This is a genomic window from Actinomadura sp. 6N118 (genome assembly GCF_044326415.1).
Lineage (GTDB): Bacteria > Actinomycetota > Actinomycetes > Streptosporangiales > Streptosporangiaceae > Spirillospora.
On the sequence record NZ_JBIRAZ010000021.1, the window covers coordinates 119,804 to 137,288 of the forward strand.

Sequence of the window (17,485 nt, forward strand, 5' to 3'; positions counted from 1 at the left end):
CCTTAGGATCGCACAGGCTCTGCGGTCGGTTGGGACATGGTCGCGCGGAGTGCGGCCAGGATGAGCCCGGTCGCGGCGACGGCGCACAGCAAGGCGTACCACAGGCTGCCGATCGGCGTGCCCTGCTCGGTGATGCCGTCGGCCGCCGCGAAGTAGGCCGGCAACGCGACCAGCCACAGGACGATGTGGACGCCGAGGTACAGCGCCGGATAGGTCCGCACGAACAGCGGCGAGGCCACCGTGGCCGGATCTGTTCGCGGCGCGCGCCAGGCGTCCGCGAGAAGGTAGAGGCCGACGATCCAGACCAGGGCGAGCTCGGCGCCGAGGACAGCCCGCTGGATCCCGAGCTGGTCCTCACCGCGGAAGGCGCCGCTGGGCGCGCCGGCGACCACCATCGCCAACGGTGTCACGACGCCGGCGCCGACGGTGCGCAGGCTGATCTGCCGGCCGGTGAGCGTGCCCCGGCCGTCCTTCGCGCCGACCAGCCGGACCACGAGGTAGGTCATCGCGCCGAAGGACACCGAGGCGAACAGGAACATGCTGTTCATGGGGACCGAGGCGAGCGCCGGCTTGTTGATCATCTCGTTGTCGGTGTTCCAGGCCCACCACTTCAGCTGGGGTCCGAGCTGATCGAAGATCTCGTAGAACGCCTGGCAGGCGAACGCGACCGCCAGCGAACCGGCCAGGGGCCCGCGCCGCGCGAAGACGCCGAGGACGCGGACCACCTCGTAGGCCAGCTGCGACAGCGCCGGATAGAAGGCCACGATGTAGAGCGGCAGCCGGTCGTACATGAACTGCACGGCGAACACGTTGTGGGAGAAGATGAACCCGACGTGCTCCTCCAGGCCGAACCAGCCTGGGAAGTAGAGCGGCGGCTCGATCACCGCCAGGTAGACGACCGAGGCGAACCACAGCGAGATGTTGATCGGGTCGCCGTCGCGCCGCCACCGTCGCCACGCATGGACGAGGGCGAACACCGCGCCGCCGATGATGAGCAGCTCGAGGAACGGCATGGTGCCGTTCTCGAGACCGAACGGGTTGCGGAAGTCCACGATGGGTTCGGCGCCTTGGCAGGAGTAGCCGAGCCTTTCAGCGAGGCGCTCGGCCGCTGAGTCGCATGAATAGCCCATTCGTTGCTCCTCGGGTCAGGCGTCGACGAGATCGGTTCCGGCGGACGGTGATCTGCCGGCGCGGGTGAAGTCGGTGCCGGGCGGGTCCTGCTGGTCGTCGAACCCGCCGGGCACGACCGTGCGTCCGAGCCGCTGACGCACCTTGTAGCGCACGATGCCGAACCAGAAGCGCGGATCGGTGGCCATCTCCTTGAGCGACATGTCGAGGTTGAAGACCTGGGCGAACGTCCGCTCGACGTAGGCGTCCTCGCGGCTCGCGGCGGTGATGGCGTTGAAGATCGGCCAGCTGAGGCGCGCGGCCAGCCTGCGGCGCCAGGGAGCGACGAGCTCACTCCCGGTCGCGAAGTCATAGGCCTGGTCACGGGCCATCGCGAGCATCCAGGGCACGTCGAGTGACTTCTTCTGCCGGGCGAGGAACTCGCGGAAGAAGGGCGGGTCGAGGACGTCGCGGCCCGGCAGCATCTCGGCGAGGATCAGCGCGGAGCGGGCCGCCGAGCTCATCCCCTGGGCGTAGAACGGGTTGAACGCGCAGATCGAGTCACCGACGCAGACCAGCCCGAGCGGAGGCCGGTCGAGCAGGTCGAAGCGGCGCCACTTGTTGCCGGTGGAACGGGTGAGGTGCACCTCGGAGGTCGGAGTGCAGGCACGCGTCGCCTGCCCGAAGGTCGTGGCCCGTACGCGGTCCAGCGCGGCCTCGAAGGCGTCGGCCTCGCGCGGCATCCGGACGCCCCACGACCCCATGCACACGATGGCGCGGTCGCCCTCGATCGGGAAGAAGTTGCTGAGGAACTCGTGCTCCTCGGGATGGTCGCCGGTGTCCTGGGTCGGAGTGATGACCAGGTGCTTCCACCACCACGACTCCGGACGCCGGTCGGCGGGCGGCAGGTCGTACCATCGCGAGGTGTAGGTGACCTTGGCGTCGAGGGTCTTCTCCGGCGGCGCCGTCCATCCCGCCGCGCTCAGCCAGTCGACAACGGACGAGCCGCGCCCCAGCGCGTCCACGACGAGCTCGGCGGCCAGGTATCCCGACTCGTCGCCCACGCGGTACTCGACTCCCTCGACGCGCCCGCGCGCGGTGCCGCCCCCGCTGGAACGAAGCCCGGTGACGGTCACCCCCTCGCGGATCTCGACGGCCGGGAGCTCGCGGACCTTGTCGCGCAGGACCCGCTCGATGAGCACCCGGGAGCTGTAGACCATCGTCATCGACCCGGACTTGCGCGGGGCCCAGCCGTCGTTCTCGCAGTACGCCGCGTCCATCGAAGGCATCAGGCACATCCCACCCGCGGCGATCAGTGCCTCCTCGAACCCGGGGAAGATCTCACCGATCGCACGGCGCCCTGAATTGAGGAGGAAGTGAGGGTGCTTGCTCTGCGGCACGCCCCGCCGATGCTGCGCGCCCGGCGGGAGCCGGTCCCGCTCCAGGACGATCACCTCGTCGAAATGCCTCGCGAGCACTCCCGCGGCGCACAGCCCCGCCACGCTGCCGCCGAGCACCACGGCCGTCTTTCCCCGCATCCGAGCTCCATTCATACAAACTATGAATGAATGTATGATCAGTGAAAGCGAAGGTCAACAGGCGCGGCCCGAACAAGCCACGGGACCTCGACCAGCGGCGATGGCGTGTCGCGGCCCTTCCCGACGTATTCCGGCCGTCAGCGCCTTGATCACTGCTGGACGGCAGCATCACACCGCCCACCCGACGAGCGCGTCCAGGAGCCGACGCCACCATCCGCGCGGCGCCGGTTTCGTGACACCGAACGCGTCGGCGACAGGCAGGTACGCGGTCAGTAGTCCCGTGATCCGTTCGGCTGCGCACGGCAGGTCCCATACGGGAGCCAGTGGGATGCCGGTGGAGGAGATGAACCACGGTTCCCCGTTAGGGCCGGTGCCGACGCGGACGCTGTCGCCGAAGCGGGGTGTGTTGGGCAGGAACACCCGTTGCCGTGCGGGGACCTGGTCGAACTGCGGACGGGACGAGACCCCGCGAAGCGCGAGCTCCTGCGCGAGCGCGTCCAGGCGGTCGGTGGCCTTCACCGCTTCACCCTCTCGAGTTGGGCGCGTAGCTCCTCGGCCGTGTTGGCGTCGAGGGCGGTCACGCTGTGGTCAACAAGTCGCCTGGTCTCGGGGTCGCGTTCGGGATTGCGGGTCGCCCACCAGCGGTCGCGGTTGGTCGTGATGATGGACCAGCCAGGGAAGTCTCGCCGTAGCGCGGCCTTGGCCTCCGCTAGGTTCGTCATGCCGGACCCTTCCGTCCGGTAGGCCCTCGGAGTCCCGGCGTTCGCCCGCCGGCCGGGGGCCGCCTGTGTCACCTGACACGTTTCCGCTCGCGCGGCTACCGTGGAGGCGTTGACCTGTTGCTCACCGGCAGCGGGCAACCCCCGACAACGGGTCAACCCGGGGCGAAACGGGTGAGGCGATGACCTTCGGCGAGAAGCTGTGCCAGCTCATGACCGAGCGCGAGATCAGCTTGCGCAAGCTGGCCAAGACGGTGCCGTGTGACCCCGGCTACCTGTCACGGATCTCCAACGACCACAAGCCGCCGTCCCCCGAGGTCGCCCAGCGGCTCGACGACCTGCTCGACGCCCGGGGCAGTCTGCTTGCGGTTAAGCCGGTCTCGGTCCGCGCGCCCGCGCACGACGATCTCGGCGAGGAAGTGGAGGCCGTCGACCTGGCTCGCCGCGTCGACGCGAGCGACGTGGGTGATGAGACGCTCGCCGCGCTGGAGATGACCGTGGACGACCTCGCGTCCGCCTACCCGAGGTCGGCGCCTGGTGAGCTGCTCGCCCGCACCCGGCAACACCTTGCCTACGTCGCTCAGCTCATGGACGCGCGGATGACGCTGGCCGAGCGGCGGCGCCTGATGGTCGTCGGCGGGTGGCTGTCTCTGCTGGCCGCGACGTGCGACGTCGACCTCGGCCGCCCCCCGGCCGCCGCGGCGCGCCTGCGGACGGCCGCCGCCATGGCCAAGCACGCAGACCACCCCGAGATCCTGGCGTGGTGCCTGGAGACCGAGGCATGGCAGGCCGTCACCGATAAGGACTACTCGCGTGCCGTCGAACTCGCCCAGGCCGCACAGCGGGCCGCGCCTCGCACCAGCTCGGCCTATATCCAGGCGACCGCGCAAGAGGGGCGCGCGTGGGCCCGGCTCGCCTCGGAAGGGGACAGCGGCGCGGCTGAGGAAACACGCCAGGCACTGACGCGCGTCGAGCGTCTCGTGTCGCCCCTGCCACAACCCGACCGGCCCGAGCACCATTACCGGTACGACCCAGCAAAGAGCGACGCTTACACCGCAACGACGCTCGCATGGGCCGGCGACCCGGCGGCCGAGGCGTACGCGCGCGGCGTGCTGGACCGGCTCGAGCATCCCACGGTCGGCCTGGCCCGGCCGCGGCGGGCGGCCTCAGCGCGGCTTGACCTGGCGCTTGCACTGCTCGCGTCTGACCAGCCCGACGAGGCCGCACACGCGGCCATGGAGGCGCTGGAGAGCGGCCGTCTCGTGCCGTCGAACTACTGGCGCGCGGCCGAGGTCATCACGGCCGTGGAGGCGCTGAAGGTGCCGAAGGCGGTCGAGTTGCACGAGGCGTACCGCGAGCTGTGCGCCCCAGCGGACGAATAGCAAGGCGCCCCCTCACCAAGGGGGCGGGACGCCGAGTTCCTCAACCAGGCCTGGCCGGCAACGCGCCTGGTGCACGCCTCCTGCCGCAGCGTTCGGGTCCGCAACCGAGGTCGTCGCCGCGGTGGGCGATGCGGACGCGCTGCGCGCCGCGGTCGCAGCGCACCGGCCGGACGCCGCCGTGATCGACATCGCCCTAGGGAGGGCCCGGCCTTTCTGTTGGTCATGCCGTCAACCTGCGTCGACGCGGGTGGCGGCGGCCTGCTGCAGGACCGCGAGCTCATGCGGATGTAACGCCGCCGACCGGATCGTGCCCGGCCGGCGGTCGGGCCGGTCGTCGACCAGCACGACCGCCACTCCGGCGACCTTGGCCCGCCGCTCCAGCGCCCGCACGTGCTCATCAGGCAACGGCGTCACATCCGCCAGGAACCGCACCTGCGACACCGCGACACCGTCGGCGGCGGCATCCTGCAGCTCCTGGACCGTCTCCTCCACCTGGCCGTCAGCGCGGTCGTCCCGCGGGGTGGGCCAGCATCCACGAGCGCAACACCCACACATGTTGATCAGGTTCATTGCCTCATCCCCACCTGCCACTCCACGTGCCGAGAACATGAGCCGGGGACGCTCTGTCGGGTGTGTTGAGCGCCCCCGGCTTCCCCCCATTCCCCCCGGATGGCCCCCCGAAGGCCCTCGATGGCCTGCGGTGGCTCCTGTGCCGGCGGCCAGGCGTCAGCGTGTCCCGGCTGCGCCGAGCAGCGGAACCGTGTCGGCGAGCCGGTCGGCCAGGGCGCGGGTGAGGGTCTCATCGGCCGGGTGATGGTGGGCCAGATAGGTCAGCGCATCACTGATCTCCTCACAGGTCAGATCCGCCACTGCCTTGCCCGCCCAGGCCGCTTGCCCGGTACCGTCTGCGCCGCCGATGCCCATTGTCAAACCCTCCCTCGACTTGTAACTTAGCGAACTTGCGCGATTACTAACAGTTAAAAGCGGGGCTGGTTTCACCGGCATTCTGAACGCGGCGCTGTCAGCGTCTTATTGGCCCACGCGGCTCTTGTGTGAATGGGCGCGTTAGTGAGCCAGCGGGCGCGCTTTGCGGTTATTGGGCGATTGATATCAGCCGATGGTCATGGTGTTTTTGGTTGAGTATCGGTCGCGTCACCGCACGGTGAGAATCTCGTCCCTGATCACCCGTGTCCGCCGTCGCCGGCCGCGCCGCCCTGCCTCCGGCCTTTGGCTGGAGCGCAACACCATCGACATGTCCGACCTCTCACCCAAGCCAAAGGTCGCGCGAACGCGGAACCAGGCGCAGCTGCATGGCCGGAACGCGCCGGTGGCGCGCAGGGTCGGGGCTGGGACGCTCGGCGGCCTGCTCCTGCTCGCGATGGTGGGTGTCGGCATGCTGGTGATCGACGAACTCCACAACGTCTTGGCCGGGCGTGGGGACACCCGCTGCGGGTTCCTTCACAACGACGGTGCGTGACGCCATGGTGGTGTTGTTGGTGGGCCGTGGCCGGTAGCGGTGGTGTGGGTGTGCAGGGTGCGGCCTCGGCCGTAGCAGAACATGTGGTCGCCTGCGGCGATGCCGGTAGTGCGACGGGGTAGGCGGCTGCGCCAGGCCGGGGTGTCTTGATGGGGATCGTAGGCGGCGAGCTGGCCGCGGGGCCACAGCGCCAGAACCCTTTCCCCGGCGGGTACCGGCGTGGGCGCCCCCCGGCCGCCGGCGAGGTTGTCCACCAGGCGCAGCCCGTCGGCGGGACGGTAGCGGCACAGGTATCCGTTGCGGGCCCCGAAGAACAGGCCGTCACTCACCACGACGACGCCTTGGTCGATCACCGGCGACCGCTGGCCGGGGTCTTGCCACCCGACGGCCGCGTGCAGCGCTTCCCACGGTGGCCGCCCCTGGTAGCGGATGTTTCCGGTGTCGGCGTCCAGGCACACCAGCCCGCCATCACCGGTGCCGAGATAGACCACACCGTCGTGCACCGCCGGAGCGCTGTAGGAGTTGTAGTGGGAGCCGTGGGCGGTGCGCCAGACCACGGTCCCGTCGCGCCCGTCCAGGCAGTAGCACACCGAGGTGCTGATGTGCACCAACACCCGCTGGCCGGTCACACACACCGGTGTGTTGATGGAGAAGATGTGGTCACGGGCGCCGCGGTGCTTCTCCCACTCCTCAACGTCGGCCCGCCATAGGGTCGCGCCCGTCGCGGCGTCAACGGCCCGCAGCACGGCGCCGCGCGGGCCGGCGTCGACGACGAACACCCGCCCATGCCGGTCAGCCGCCGCCGCACCCCAAAACCCCCGGTGCGGGTCGTCCCAGAGTTGTTGCCCGGTGCCGGCATCCAAGGCGACCATCGCCTGCCCTTGGCCGTATGTGCCCCCCGGGTCCACCGCCAGCAGCACCACCCCGCCGGCCACGACCGGGATCGAGGCGGCACCGGCGGGGAGTCGTTGGCTCCACCGTGGCTCACCACGCGCTCCATCCAGCGCATAGATGACGCCGGCCGAGTTCACCGTGTACACGGCGTCGCCGGTGACCAGCGGCGTCCACGTGATCTTGCTCTCGGCCCGAAACGACCACGGGGTAAAACCGGCGACAGCTTCCGGCTCGGTTGGGTACTGCCCCATTGGGCCAGTGTCCCTCAACGGCCAGGTGGCGCAACCGCGGCCGTCCAACGCCACCCGGGTTTGTGGCATGTGCTACAGACTCACCGTGATCGGGCGACGCGATGGATGCACCCCACACCCCACCGGCATGGGGTGGAGAGCATGCGCCGCGGAAGGGGTGGAGAGCCCACCCCTACACGGGAAGATCGAGCATCTGTGCGAAGATCCGTGCCCGCCTTTCGATCATCGGGCCGCCGTGGTCCACCGCGTCAGAAGCCATCTGTCGCGCCTCCGGCGAGTAGTGCGCGGAGTCGTTGCACACAGGGTGGGCGCACTCCAACCAGTCCAGCGCAGCTGAGTAGTCCCGTTGCTGGTGATACGACCGGGCCGTCTCCACCATGAGCCGTGCGCGCCGCTCGCGGCTCGGAATCGTGTCCGGGTCGATCTGCTGTGCCCAGTCACGCGCGGCCGATGACTTCGACAGATCGGCGCCGATGGACACCGAGTGCACGGCCACGTTCGAGGCGCCGAACTGCGTCCACGGGTGGTGGTAGCCGTTCGGCAGGCGCTCGGCCGTGGCCTGTCCCTCATCGAGGTACCGAAGCGCGTCCCCTTCCCGGCTGGCGCGGGCGCTGGTGGTGGCCGCGTGCAGGTGCAGCGCGCCATACATCGCCTGAAGCTCGACCGGGCCGTCTTCCAGTCGCGGACGCAGGATTCCGGCGGCCTCGATGACGAGCTCGATCGCGCCGTCCAGATCGCCCATGGACCGCTGGACGATCGCCAGCGTCCACGCGGCGCCGGCGAGCGTGATGGGGCGGTCTGCGTCGTGCGCCGCGCTGATACTCCGGTCGGCCACGACCCAAATCAGCTCTGGTTCAGAAGCCCACACGATCTCGTGCTGCGCGAGCGCATAAATGTCGGACAGGACGGCGTTCGCGTCGCGGCGTTCCTCCCCCTCGGTGAGCCGCACGGCGGTCCTGGCATCGCGGATGAGCCCGGGGAGCACGCGGCCCACGTCGGTGCGGTGCACCGGTGCAGTGCACTTATTAGGAGGGTGCGGTATTCACTGGTCTTCATCGGGAGCCATGCCAGCTGGTTGTGGTCGTGATGATCTGGCGCTCAACGCGCCTCCGGACCGGCTCGCCGAGGTCCATGCCAGCGCCACCGGGAACGGCCCGCTGGAGGAGATCCTCGCGGCCGCCGCGGCCGTGTGCGACGCCGCCCCCTCCAGGTTCCGCTGCCGTCCCTGGCCGACGCACTCGATGATTGCCCGTCACGAGCAACCGACCGGCCAACGGCGTTAGCGAGCCGGGTTGAGTGGAGTTGTCGCCGTCGGGCGTTCGGATGGCCATCTACGGCTGGCACGCCACCTTCGTTGCCGTCGTTACCGCCGGCGAGGGCAACATCGCCCGCGCTGATGGCCTGCTGTCGCAGGGCCACGCGGTCGCCGTGCGGATGGGCCGGGATGCGTCGATCAACGGGACCGCTTTCGGTTCGATGATTGTCCAGGCCCGCCTGGCCCAGCCTGCGGACGCAACCACGTCCGCCAGCTCGGAGCCCTCGGTTACAAGGGTCACCCTCGAACCGAGTGCTGACTCCCGTCCACACCACAGGCTGATGACGTCCGCCGTGCTGAGCACCGATTTTCTGAGCTAGACCGTGGGTGTGTTCACCGCGTGTTCCTGGTCGGCCGGTGTGTCGGCGTTCGGGTGTGTGTGCCTGAGGAGGGACACCGCCAGGCAGGCCAGGCCGAGCAGTATGGGGATGGCGATCAAGGCGGTGAGTTGCAGCCCGTCGGCGAAGGCGTCCTGGGCTCTGGCGGCGAGTTGGCCGGCGAAGGGCTCGGGAAGGGTGCGGGCCGCGGCCAGAGCCGCTGGGAGTGTGTCGGCCGCCGAGGGGATGTGGTCGGGGACCGTGGCGGACATGCGGCTGTGGAAGACGGCGTTGACCAGGCTGCCGATGAGGGCGATGCCCAGGGCGCCTCCGAGTTCCTGGGTGGTCTCTCCGACGGCTGCGGCGGCTCCGGCCTGGCGGGGCGGAGCGGCGCCGACGATCATGTCGATGCCCAACCCTGATACCGGCATGAGGCCGGTGAACAGCAAGACGGATCCGGTCACGACGACGGGGAGCCCGGCTGAGGCGTCGGCCTGGGTGAGGATGCCGAAACCGACGGCCGCGATGACCAGCCCGGTTCCGAAGATGTAGGCGCGGTGGATCTTTCCGGTAAAGGCCGAGGCCACGAAGATCGCGACGGTGCCCGCGATGACCAGGGGTAGTCCCCACAGTCCGGCCTGGAGCGGCGGCAGGCCCAGGACCATCTGCATGTACTGGGCCATGAGGAATTGGGTGCCCAGCATGAAGATCACGGTGATGGTCAGGGTGCCCAGGGAAACGGTGAAGTTCCGGTTGCCGAAAAGCGACAGGTCCAGCAAGGGGTCGGCGAGTTGCCGCTGCCGGCGGACGAACAGGGCGCCGATGGCCAGGCCGATCAGGGTGGTGGCTATGGGGGGCCAGGCGACGCCGTCTTTGGCCACTTCTTTGATGCCGTACACCACCGCCAGCGCCGCCGTCAGCGACATCGCCGCGCTGGGCAGGTCCAGCCGGGTCGGCCGGGGATCGCGGTACTCGGGCAGCAGGATCGGCCCGAAAGCCATCAGCAGCACCATCACCGGCACCGCTGCCAGGAACACCGACCCCCACCAGAAGTGTTCCAGCAGCACGCCGCCCACCAGCGGGCCCACGGCGCCGCCGGCCATGAAGCTGGCCATCCAGACGGTGATGGCGGTCGTGCGTTGCCGCGGGTCGTGGAACATGACGCTGATCAGCGACAGCGTGGAGGGCCCCAGTGCGGCCCCGGCCAGGCCGAGTAGCGCCCGGGCGATGATCAGCGTCTCGGGGGTGGAGGCGTAGGCGGCCAGCACGGAGGCCGCGCCGAAGGTGGCCGCGCCGATCAGCAGGATCCGCCTGCGGCCGACGCGGTCGCCCAGAGCGCCCATGGTGATCAGCGATCCGGCGATGAGGAACCCGTAGATGTCGGTGATCCACAGCAACTGGGAGGCGCTGGGGTCGAGGTCGGCGCTCAGGCGCGGCACGGCCAGGTGCAGAACGCTCATGTCGATCATCACGAGCATGGCGGGAAGGGCGAGGACGGCAAGGCCCGCCCACTGTCTCCAACCGGCCCGTGCTGAGGCGTCAGAACGCATGAAGTCTCCTTATGGTCGGGGAGAAGCCCCGGAGAGGGGAAGTCGATGTGAGGGAACCGCAGGCGGTGTGTAGTGGCCCGCCTCAGCGGGTCGTCACGCGCCAGGCGCGGTGGAGTTCCTGGCCGAGCACCTGCGTGGGCTGGGCGCCTGCGATCCGGCGCTGGCCGGCGAGGATGAAGGAGGGCACTCCGGTCACCCCGTGGCGGCGCGCCTGGTCGTGGTCGGCGCGTACGGCATCGGCGTGGTCATCGCCCTGCAGTAGCGCCTGCGCGTCCTCGGCGGGGAAACCGGCATCGGCCGCCAGTGCCACCAGGGTCGCGTGATCGGCGAGGTGGGCGCCCTCGCCGGTGTAGGCCCGCATCAGCCGCTCTCGGACCCGGTCGCCCAGGTCGTGGGCGGCGGCCGCGTGCAGGAGGCGGTGCGCGTCGAAGCTGTTGACCGGGCGGGCCTGCTCCAGCCGGTAGGTCAGGCCGAGGCCGGCGGCGAGTCTGGTGAGCGAGGCCACGCCTTCGGCCGCTTGCTCGGCCGACAGGCCGAGATCCTGCTGCATACGTTGCGGGATGGTCGCTCCGGCCTCGCGGGAGCCGTGCGGATCCAGCTCGAAGCTGTGCCAGCGGACCTGGACGGCGTCGGCGTGCTCGAATCCGGCCAGCGCGGCCGCCCAGCGGCGTTCGCCGATGTGGCACCAGGGGCACACGAGATCGAACCAGATGTCAACAGTGAGTACAGGCATGGGCTCACTCTAGGAATGGGACTTACCATAGGTAAGGACGTACTTTGAAGTAAGCTCCCTGCCATGCACGTAGGAGACCAGGAAACGCGGGGTCTACCCGACCCGATGAGTGACGTGTTCAACAGCGACTGTCCGGGCCGGGCCGTGTTCACCCACGTGACCAGCAGGTGGGGCATGCTGATCTTGGCCGCGCTCCACGACGGTCCCCTGCGCTTCTATCTCCTGCGGGATCGGATCGGCGGGATCAGCGAGAAGATGCTGTCGCAGAACCTCCGCGAACTCGTCCGCGACGGTCTGGTGGACCGCCGGGTCGAGCCCTCCGTGCCCCCCAAGGTCTTCTACTCCCTGACGCCGCTCGGCCAAGGGCTCGCCGCATCACTGCGGGGGCTGCTGGCATGGATCGGATCGCACACCACCGACGTGATCGCCGCACAGCGTCGGCATGACGCATCCTCGTAGGGACCGAGACCTAACAGGCGCCTGTCTGGCGATGGATACAGCTCGGCTCAGCGCCCGGGGTGGCCGCGACCTGCATGCGGCGGCAGGTAGGTGATGAACGTCTTTGGCTTCGGCGCCTTTCGGCAGACCAGGGCGCTGATAGGTGCGGTGGCCTCGGTGGAACTGCAGCGCTGGCGGACATTGGCACGGACTCCACCCGACGAGGACCGCAGAGTCGGCGAGCAGGCCGTGGCCGCGAGAACAGAGGAACGGGCGGTGCTTGCCGATCGTCTCGGGCGCCATACCGCCGATCAGGTCGCCGTTCATGACCAATCCGCCGCCTACTGGTGGTCATTTATTTCGTCTGCTGAGGTATTCCGGTGCTGGATGGGCCAGAGAACCGGGTGGCGACGTAGTCGAGCCAGTCTCGCCCGGCGAGCTTGGTCCAGGTGACGGCGGTGTTGATGTGCAGGCCGAGAAGGTCGGCGAGGATCGCTGCGGGCAGTTCGGCGGCCAGGGACATCAGAGCCGTGACTCGTGCTGAGCGTGCTTGGATGCCGTAGGCGTTGAGGCGTGTGGACAGGTGGCCGGTGCCGGCGTGCGCTGCGGGCAGGGTGGAAGGGAACAGCCAGTTCTTCTTGGCTGCGACGACTCTGCCGAGCGGTGAGCCGGGAGTCGCTGTGTCGCGGAGGCGGAGGACAAGGCTGGCGAGTGTGGGTGGGAGTCGGATGGGGTGGGATGAGTCCAGGTGCAGGTAGCAGCCATCTGGGCGCTGCTGGATGTGATCGGCGGTGAGCTGGGCGGTCCGGCTGAGCGGGTTGCCGTAGAGGAGTACCAGGGCCCCGGCGACTCGTTGATCGAGCCGGATCGTTCGTCGACCCAGGTCACGAATTCCAGTGCCTGCCTGATCTTTGTTCGCAGGTAGCTGGAGCTGGATGTCGTGGTCGGCCTGCGGGCTATGCGGCGGGCACGGGGAAGGACGTGCCACTGCGCGTAGGTTCGGATCAGGTGGGCCCGTGGGAGAGGCTGTCCGGCAAGCAGGATGTCAAGCCAGGGAACGATCCGCTCCAGCCGGTCGTCTCGATCAGGGAGCGCCCCGACGGCGGTCATGGACGACCGCAGGAAGTCGATCGTGGGGCCCGGCGGATATCCGTCGAGGACCTGATGAGTGATCGGTTCCCCGTCGGCGGTGAGATCGGTCAGCAGTTCGGCTCCGCGGCGGCGGAGCCACCACAGGGCAACTCTAGGGCTGTCGACCGCGGCAATGGCCTCGGCCAGGGGCCTGAGCTGATCGCTGACGATGCTGTCGGGTCCGGCGAGCAGGGCGTTGATTCGTTCTCGCAGGACGCACCGTGCGCAGCGCCCTCGAGTGTAGGTGTCGCCGGACTGCCCGCATTCCCGGCAGGGATAGATGTTGGGGTCACCGGCGCAGGGGCCGCAGATCCGCTGGTCTTGGTCGTTGCCGATCAGAGGGCGGCGCCGGCCGCATTGGGAGCAGGGCTGCGGGTTGTAGATGGCTGAGTGATAGCAGGTTGAGCAGACTGGCCCGGCCGGCCAGTTCGCCTGGACCACGCGTTGCTGCCCGCAGCGGGCGCACGGACGTGCGGGTCTGGGGACGCAGGACGTGCAGATCCACGCGCCGTCACGCATCAGGCAACGTCGTTGCCGTTGGCAGGCCGAACAGATCTCTATCGCTGCTGGAGCGGCTGCTGCGCGCACAGCCGACGGACGGCACGTTGGGCATAGCCCTGTTGTGGCTGCTTGGGCCCTTCCGGATTTCTCCCGAGGACCGCAGCGAGCGCAGTCGGGAACCTTCGCCATCGTGTAGCGGGCTTGGGCTAGGAGCCGGATGAGCCGCATCACTTCCGCGGGCACATCAGGGTTTCCGCAGGTGAGCGAGTCCGGATGGGCCTGCAGATGACGGTGCAGTCGGCCCAGAGCGGCGGGGCTGTCGCCCACGGCTTGGCGGATCAACACCGCAATAGGTGCTCTGTCCAGGCACATCACCCCGTCCGCCACCAGGTCAGCGGATTGCTGCAGGACGTTTTGGCGGAGGGCGGGTCGCGCCGGTTTCGGCGTGATCACGTGAGGGGCGGACGGCGGACGGTGGTCCGCCTCACCGGCGAAGCGGACGGACCGCTGTCACCGGCCGTCTTGCGGACCTCGGTGTTGACCACCTCGATTTCGATGAGGTCGTTGGGAGTGCAGCTCAGGATGTCGCACAACGCTGCGAGGGTGTCCATCGACAGTCGTTGCGGTGGCTGGGTGACGAGCCGGAACACCTGCTCACGAGACAGGTGGATTCCACGCTCGGCCAAAAGCGGGACCAAGGCGGTGGTCTGGAACATGTCCTTGGCGGCCATGAGTCGGCGCAGATTCCACTTGTAGCCCATCTTTCTGATCAACTCGGGTCCTCCCACAGGCTGCCGTGCCGTTCGCGCAACGAACGTTCCAGCAGCCGGTTCCGGTAGTCGTCGGACACGTGTGTGTAGATGCGGGTTGTTGCTGCGAGAGCGTGACCTGCCTGATCTTGGACGAACCGTTCCGGGTAATCGAATTCCACCAGATGCGTGATCATCGAGTGCCGGAGGCTGTGCAGGTCCAGTTCGAGCGGAAGCTCTGCGGCCTGGCGGGCGTTCTCGAAGGCCTCGTTGGCAGAGCGCCTGGACAGCCGGCCGCACCGCTCACTCACCCACAACGCGGGATGGCTGCCGACCTCGAACCGCGGCCGGACCTCGGCCAGGTAGTACTCCAGCACATCGACGACCCAGTCCATCTCCGGAACGGTGAACACCGTCCGCCGCTTGGGCGGGCTTCCGTTGGAGGCCTTGCCGTACCGGACGAACAACGCCCCCAGCCGACCGTACTGCGGCATCTTCGGGTTGCGGCGCAGGTCAGCGATGTCGAGACCGACCATCTCCTGGCGGCGAACACCGTAGGCGTAGAACGCCTTCAGCAGCGCCGAGTCCCGCAACGCGGTCAACGCGCCCTTGCGGCCGCGGGCCCGCTTGTCCTCCACCAGCCCATCGGCGGCGTCGAACAGGGCCTGAACCTCCTCGTAGGTGAGCGGCCGCCGTCCCGGCCTGCCCTCGAAGTCGGTCACGTGCACGATCGAATTCCACTCGTGCAGGATCTGCACCGGAGCCTGCCCGAACCGCTCCACGCAGGTCGACAACCATCCGTAGCGGGCATCGCAGATGAAGTCCATGAACATCCGCAGCCCGTTCTGGTACTGCCGCCCCGTCGAGACGCGAAGTTCGGGTTCGCCGCCCGGACATGGTCGAAGAACGCCTCCACCTCCGCGGGCTGCCACTCCCACGGGTACTGGTTGGTGAACGACGCGAACCGGCGCACCAATGACAGCCGCGGCTTGATCGTCCCCTCCCAGTTCAAGAACCGTGTCCGCTGCTGCCGGGCCCACCCCTCCAACATCGCCTCGAACACCATCGGCGCCGGGTCCAGATGAACCACATTGTCCGCCAGCACCAGGTGCGCCGCACCCGGCAGATCAACTACCCGACCCACCCCTGCCTCCGTTACATCAGATGCAACATTGTTGGGATGGGGGCGCCGGGATGCAAGAGGCCCAGGTGGATTCACTGATCACACTGCAACCACAACCGAGCACAAGCCTTTAACCTGCATGAATGCCCCGCCTCGGGTGACGCCGAATGTTGCGACAAGTGCAACTTTGCCTATTTCGTCACCGAGCCATGCCACAGGCGCCACGCGTGCGCGGTCCTGGCGGCCAGTGCCCCGACGTGAACCGGGCCGTCCGGGATGGTGAGCAACGGAGCGCGTCGCGGATCGCGGGTACGGCCTCATGCGGGATGCGGGCGAACGATGCCATCGGGATGGATGCGGCGTCACCCAGGCGCATGTCGGTGCCTGCCAGGAGTGCGACGTCGCCGAGGCCCAGCGCTTCGGTCAGCTTGACCAGGGTCGGCAGCCGGGGCGGGAGTAGCCGACCGCGTTCAACGTCCTTCAACCACGACGCGGACATGCCGACCAGCCCGGCGAGAGTTGGCCGCGAGAGGCCCCTGCGTTCACGGAGGATCTTGATCCGCTCGCCGGTGGGCTTCCCAGCCAGATCATCGATCATGAGCGCCGCCCGCCGCCGGGGGGAGCGTGTTACCCCCACGCATAGGCCCCGTACCTTCCTGGAGTCTCGACAACTCCCAGGCTAGGCACGGGGCCAGCGGTTTTTTCCCAGTGCTTATGCGAAGGTGCCCCGCCCCTCTCACCTAGGGGCGGGACACCGCGGCATCACGCGCGATGCCCGTGGGCAGCATCGAAGATGGGTGCAGCTCTCCTGGAGGGAGCCTTTCGCCTCTTCGTAGGCGATCTCAACGGCCGGTCGGTGAGGCGGGTCGGGTGGTGGTGCGGCGGCCCGCCGTTGTCTGGGTTCAGCGAACGGGCCGGTAGGTGGCGATGACGACGCCGCTGCTGGTGGGCTTGGCGGTGACCAGTTCGAGCTTGGTGAGGGTGGCGTCGTCGGCGAAGAGCTTCTTGCGGCCGCCACCGGCGACGACCGGGTGGATGAGGAGCACGAGCTCGTCCAGGAGGTCCCCCTCGATGAGGGACCTGACCAGGCCGGGGCTGCCGGCGACGGTGATGTCCTTGCCCTCGGTGGCCTTGAGCTTGTCGATCTCGGCGGCGAGGTCGCCGGTGAGCAGGGTGCTGTTGGCCCAGTGGTCGGCATTGTCCAGGGTGGAGGAGACGACGTACTTGGGCGAGTTGTTGATCCAGTTGGCGAAGCCCGCGTCCTCGCCCTCGGTCACGGTCGGCCAGTAGCCTGCCCACTCGGTGTAGGTGACCCGGCCGAGGAGGATCGCGTCGGCCGATTCCATCGACTTGCCGAGTTCCTGGCCCATCTCCGCGTCGAAATCGAACTGCCACTGGTCCGGCGCCTCGGCGACGCCGTCGAGCGAGATGAACAAAGCTGAAACGACCTTGCGCATGATGACTCCCTGGCTTGCTTGTCTGTGCGTGCGAAAGGAACGCTAGAGGCCCCGGCGAGGTCAGGTCTTGTACAGAAGCGACACCGGCTCCGCCTGGTCGGCGGCGGCCAGCCGTGTGGCGGTCAGCCCGATGTATCGGTTCAGCGACCTGGAAAGATGCGGCTGGTCGAAGTAGCCGAGTTGGTGGACCACCTCGACCGCGGCCATGCCCTCGCCGAGCAGGACGGCTGCGTGGCGGGCGCGATAGATCTGCCGGATGGCGCCTTGGGTAAGGCCCGTGGACGCCACGAAATGCCGCTGGACGCTGCGTTGGGAAATGGCCGGAGGCCTTGCGTCCATGACGGCCGCGACGACCGGGTCGCGGACGATGACGCCCTCACGCACCAGCCGGTCGACGAACCCTTCGGCGTTGTCGTAGGTCGGCAGGCGCCAGGCAGAGCCCTTGATCCAGACCGACAGGCGGGTGAGGTCAGGGATTTCCAGGGCGCCGTCGACGAGCCGTTCGGTCGCCAGATGCGGGATCACCGTGCCGAGCGAGAGGACGATCCCAAAGAACGTGGCGTCCGCCGGGACCGGCGCCAGGGTCGCCTTGGACTCCGGGCCCTGGACACTGGCACGGATCCGGCCGTGCCGCTCCCAGAAGACCAGGTCGCAGAGCGGCATTGCGACCGAGGTCATCTGGCCGACGTCCACGCTCCGGCTGCGCCACACCCGTTCGATGTAGGGCGAGTCGGAAGGTCGGCTCTCAAGCTCCAAACCCATCCGATACCACCCCTTCCCGCGGAGAGTCTGGCATGGATGAC

General features: G+C 68.6%; 20 protein-coding genes and 1 pseudogene. 5 read left to right on the forward strand and 16 right to left on the reverse strand.

All coding sequences use genetic code 11. The features are described from left to right. Positions 1-2: 2 nt before the first annotated feature. The 4 genes from ACH34W_RS41230 to ACH34W_RS41245 all read right to left on the reverse strand — a co-directional run bounded on the left by ACH34W_RS41230 (position 3) and on the right by ACH34W_RS41245 (position 3,367). Positions 3-1,130 (reverse strand): hypothetical protein, encoded by a 1,128-nt coding sequence (locus tag ACH34W_RS41230; protein ID WP_395966639.1) that lies wholly within the window; start codon positions 1,128-1,130, stop codon positions 3-5. Positions 1,131-1,145: 15 nt separating this feature from the next. After that, complete coding sequence (locus ACH34W_RS41235; protein ID WP_395966640.1) at positions 1,146-2,645, reverse strand: FAD-dependent oxidoreductase; 1,500 nt, start codon at positions 2,643-2,645, stop codon at positions 1,146-1,148. Between the two features lie 168 nt (positions 2,646-2,813). Further along, positions 2,814-3,164: a hypothetical protein gene (locus ACH34W_RS41240; RefSeq protein WP_395966641.1), complete on the reverse strand. Its 351-nt coding sequence runs from the start codon at positions 3,162-3,164 to the stop codon at positions 2,814-2,816. After that, on the reverse strand, positions 3,161-3,367 hold the full coding sequence (locus tag ACH34W_RS41245; RefSeq protein WP_395966642.1) for a hypothetical protein: 207 nt from the start codon (positions 3,365-3,367) through the stop codon (positions 3,161-3,163). The genes ACH34W_RS41240 and ACH34W_RS41245 overlap by 4 nt, the downstream gene beginning before the upstream one ends. A 179-nt stretch (positions 3,368-3,546) precedes the next feature. Here ACH34W_RS41245 and ACH34W_RS41250 point away from each other — a divergent pair, with 179 nt between their 5' ends. Beyond that, positions 3,547-4,746: a helix-turn-helix domain-containing protein gene (locus ACH34W_RS41250; protein WP_395966643.1), complete on the forward strand. Its 1,200-nt coding sequence runs from the start codon at positions 3,547-3,549 to the stop codon at positions 4,744-4,746. A 228-nt stretch (positions 4,747-4,974) separates the two neighbouring features. On the opposite strand, the gene ACH34W_RS41255 is transcribed toward ACH34W_RS41250, so the two are convergent. Continuing rightward, complete coding sequence (locus tag ACH34W_RS41255; protein WP_395966644.1) at positions 4,975-5,316, reverse strand: hypothetical protein; 342 nt, start codon at positions 5,314-5,316, stop codon at positions 4,975-4,977. Positions 5,317-5,472: 156 nt separating this feature from the next. Then, entirely contained in the window at positions 5,473-5,670 is a 198-nt protein-coding gene (locus tag ACH34W_RS41260) for a hypothetical protein (protein WP_395966645.1), read from the reverse strand. A gap of 439 nt (positions 5,671-6,109) precedes the next feature. Between ACH34W_RS41260 and ACH34W_RS41265 the strand changes: the two are divergent. Beyond that, a pseudogene (locus tag ACH34W_RS41265) lies at positions 6,110-6,208 on the forward strand (TniB family NTP-binding protein); the annotation flags it as partial. Here the strand turns inward: ACH34W_RS41265 and ACH34W_RS41270 are convergent. Next, a complete protein-coding gene (locus ACH34W_RS41270; protein WP_395966646.1) occupies positions 6,205-7,437 on the reverse strand; it encodes a PQQ-binding-like beta-propeller repeat protein in 1,233 nt (410 codons plus the stop codon). The pseudogene ACH34W_RS41265 and the gene ACH34W_RS41270 sit on opposite strands and share 4 nt — an antisense overlap. Before the next feature lie 103 nt (positions 7,438-7,540). Beyond that, the gene (locus ACH34W_RS41275; RefSeq protein WP_395966647.1) at positions 7,541-8,377 is read right to left on the reverse strand and encodes a hypothetical protein; all 837 of its coding nucleotides are present in this window, start codon (positions 8,375-8,377) and stop codon (positions 7,541-7,543) included. Between the two features lie 55 nt (positions 8,378-8,432). On the opposite strand from ACH34W_RS41275, the gene ACH34W_RS41280 reads away from it, so the two are divergent. Continuing rightward, complete coding sequence (locus ACH34W_RS41280) at positions 8,433-8,651, forward strand: hypothetical protein (RefSeq protein ID WP_395966648.1); 219 nt, start codon at positions 8,433-8,435, stop codon at positions 8,649-8,651. Positions 8,652-8,691: 40 nt separating this feature from the next. Next, a complete protein-coding gene (locus ACH34W_RS41285; protein ID WP_395966649.1) occupies positions 8,692-9,003 on the forward strand; it encodes a hypothetical protein in 312 nt (103 codons plus the stop codon). Here the strand turns inward: ACH34W_RS41285 and ACH34W_RS41290 are convergent. Continuing rightward, a complete protein-coding gene (locus ACH34W_RS41290) occupies positions 9,000-10,550 on the reverse strand; it encodes an MFS transporter (RefSeq protein WP_395966650.1) in 1,551 nt (516 codons plus the stop codon). The genes ACH34W_RS41285 and ACH34W_RS41290 overlap by 4 nt on opposite strands. An 82-nt stretch (positions 10,551-10,632) precedes the next feature. Further along, positions 10,633-11,283: a DsbA family oxidoreductase gene (locus ACH34W_RS41295; protein WP_395966651.1), complete on the reverse strand. Its 651-nt coding sequence runs from the start codon at positions 11,281-11,283 to the stop codon at positions 10,633-10,635. Positions 11,284-11,388: 105 nt separating this feature from the next. Here ACH34W_RS41295 and ACH34W_RS41300 point away from each other — a divergent pair, with 105 nt between their 5' ends. Continuing rightward, positions 11,389-11,742, forward strand: a complete 354-nt coding sequence (locus ACH34W_RS41300) for a winged helix-turn-helix transcriptional regulator (protein ID WP_395966652.1) — start codon at positions 11,389-11,391, stop codon at positions 11,740-11,742. A 334-nt stretch (positions 11,743-12,076) separates the two neighbouring features. Here the strand turns inward: ACH34W_RS41300 and ACH34W_RS41305 are convergent, their stop codons facing one another. From ACH34W_RS41305 to ACH34W_RS41330, 6 genes are all read right to left on the reverse strand, one after another. Beyond that, complete coding sequence (locus ACH34W_RS41305) at positions 12,077-12,709, reverse strand: hypothetical protein (RefSeq protein WP_395966653.1); 633 nt, start codon at positions 12,707-12,709, stop codon at positions 12,077-12,079. 1,093 nt (positions 12,710-13,802) lie between these two features. Beyond that, complete coding sequence (locus ACH34W_RS41310) at positions 13,803-14,126, reverse strand: helix-turn-helix domain-containing protein (RefSeq protein WP_395966654.1); 324 nt, start codon at positions 14,124-14,126, stop codon at positions 13,803-13,805. Next, complete coding sequence (locus ACH34W_RS41315) at positions 14,123-14,929, reverse strand: tyrosine-type recombinase/integrase (RefSeq protein WP_395966655.1); 807 nt, start codon at positions 14,927-14,929, stop codon at positions 14,123-14,125. Before ACH34W_RS41315 ends, ACH34W_RS41310 begins: the two co-directional genes overlap by 4 nt. A gap of 495 nt (positions 14,930-15,424) precedes the next feature. Next, a complete protein-coding gene (locus tag ACH34W_RS41320) occupies positions 15,425-15,823 on the reverse strand; it encodes a helix-turn-helix domain-containing protein (protein WP_395966656.1) in 399 nt (132 codons plus the stop codon). Between the two features lie 304 nt (positions 15,824-16,127). Beyond that, positions 16,128-16,682 (reverse strand): dihydrofolate reductase family protein, encoded by a 555-nt coding sequence (locus ACH34W_RS41325; RefSeq protein ID WP_395966657.1) that lies wholly within the window; start codon positions 16,680-16,682, stop codon positions 16,128-16,130. A 60-nt stretch (positions 16,683-16,742) separates the two neighbouring features. Beyond that, entirely contained in the window at positions 16,743-17,444 is a 702-nt protein-coding gene (locus ACH34W_RS41330) for a helix-turn-helix domain-containing protein (RefSeq protein WP_395966658.1), read from the reverse strand. Between the last annotated feature and the right edge of the window lie 41 nt (positions 17,445-17,485).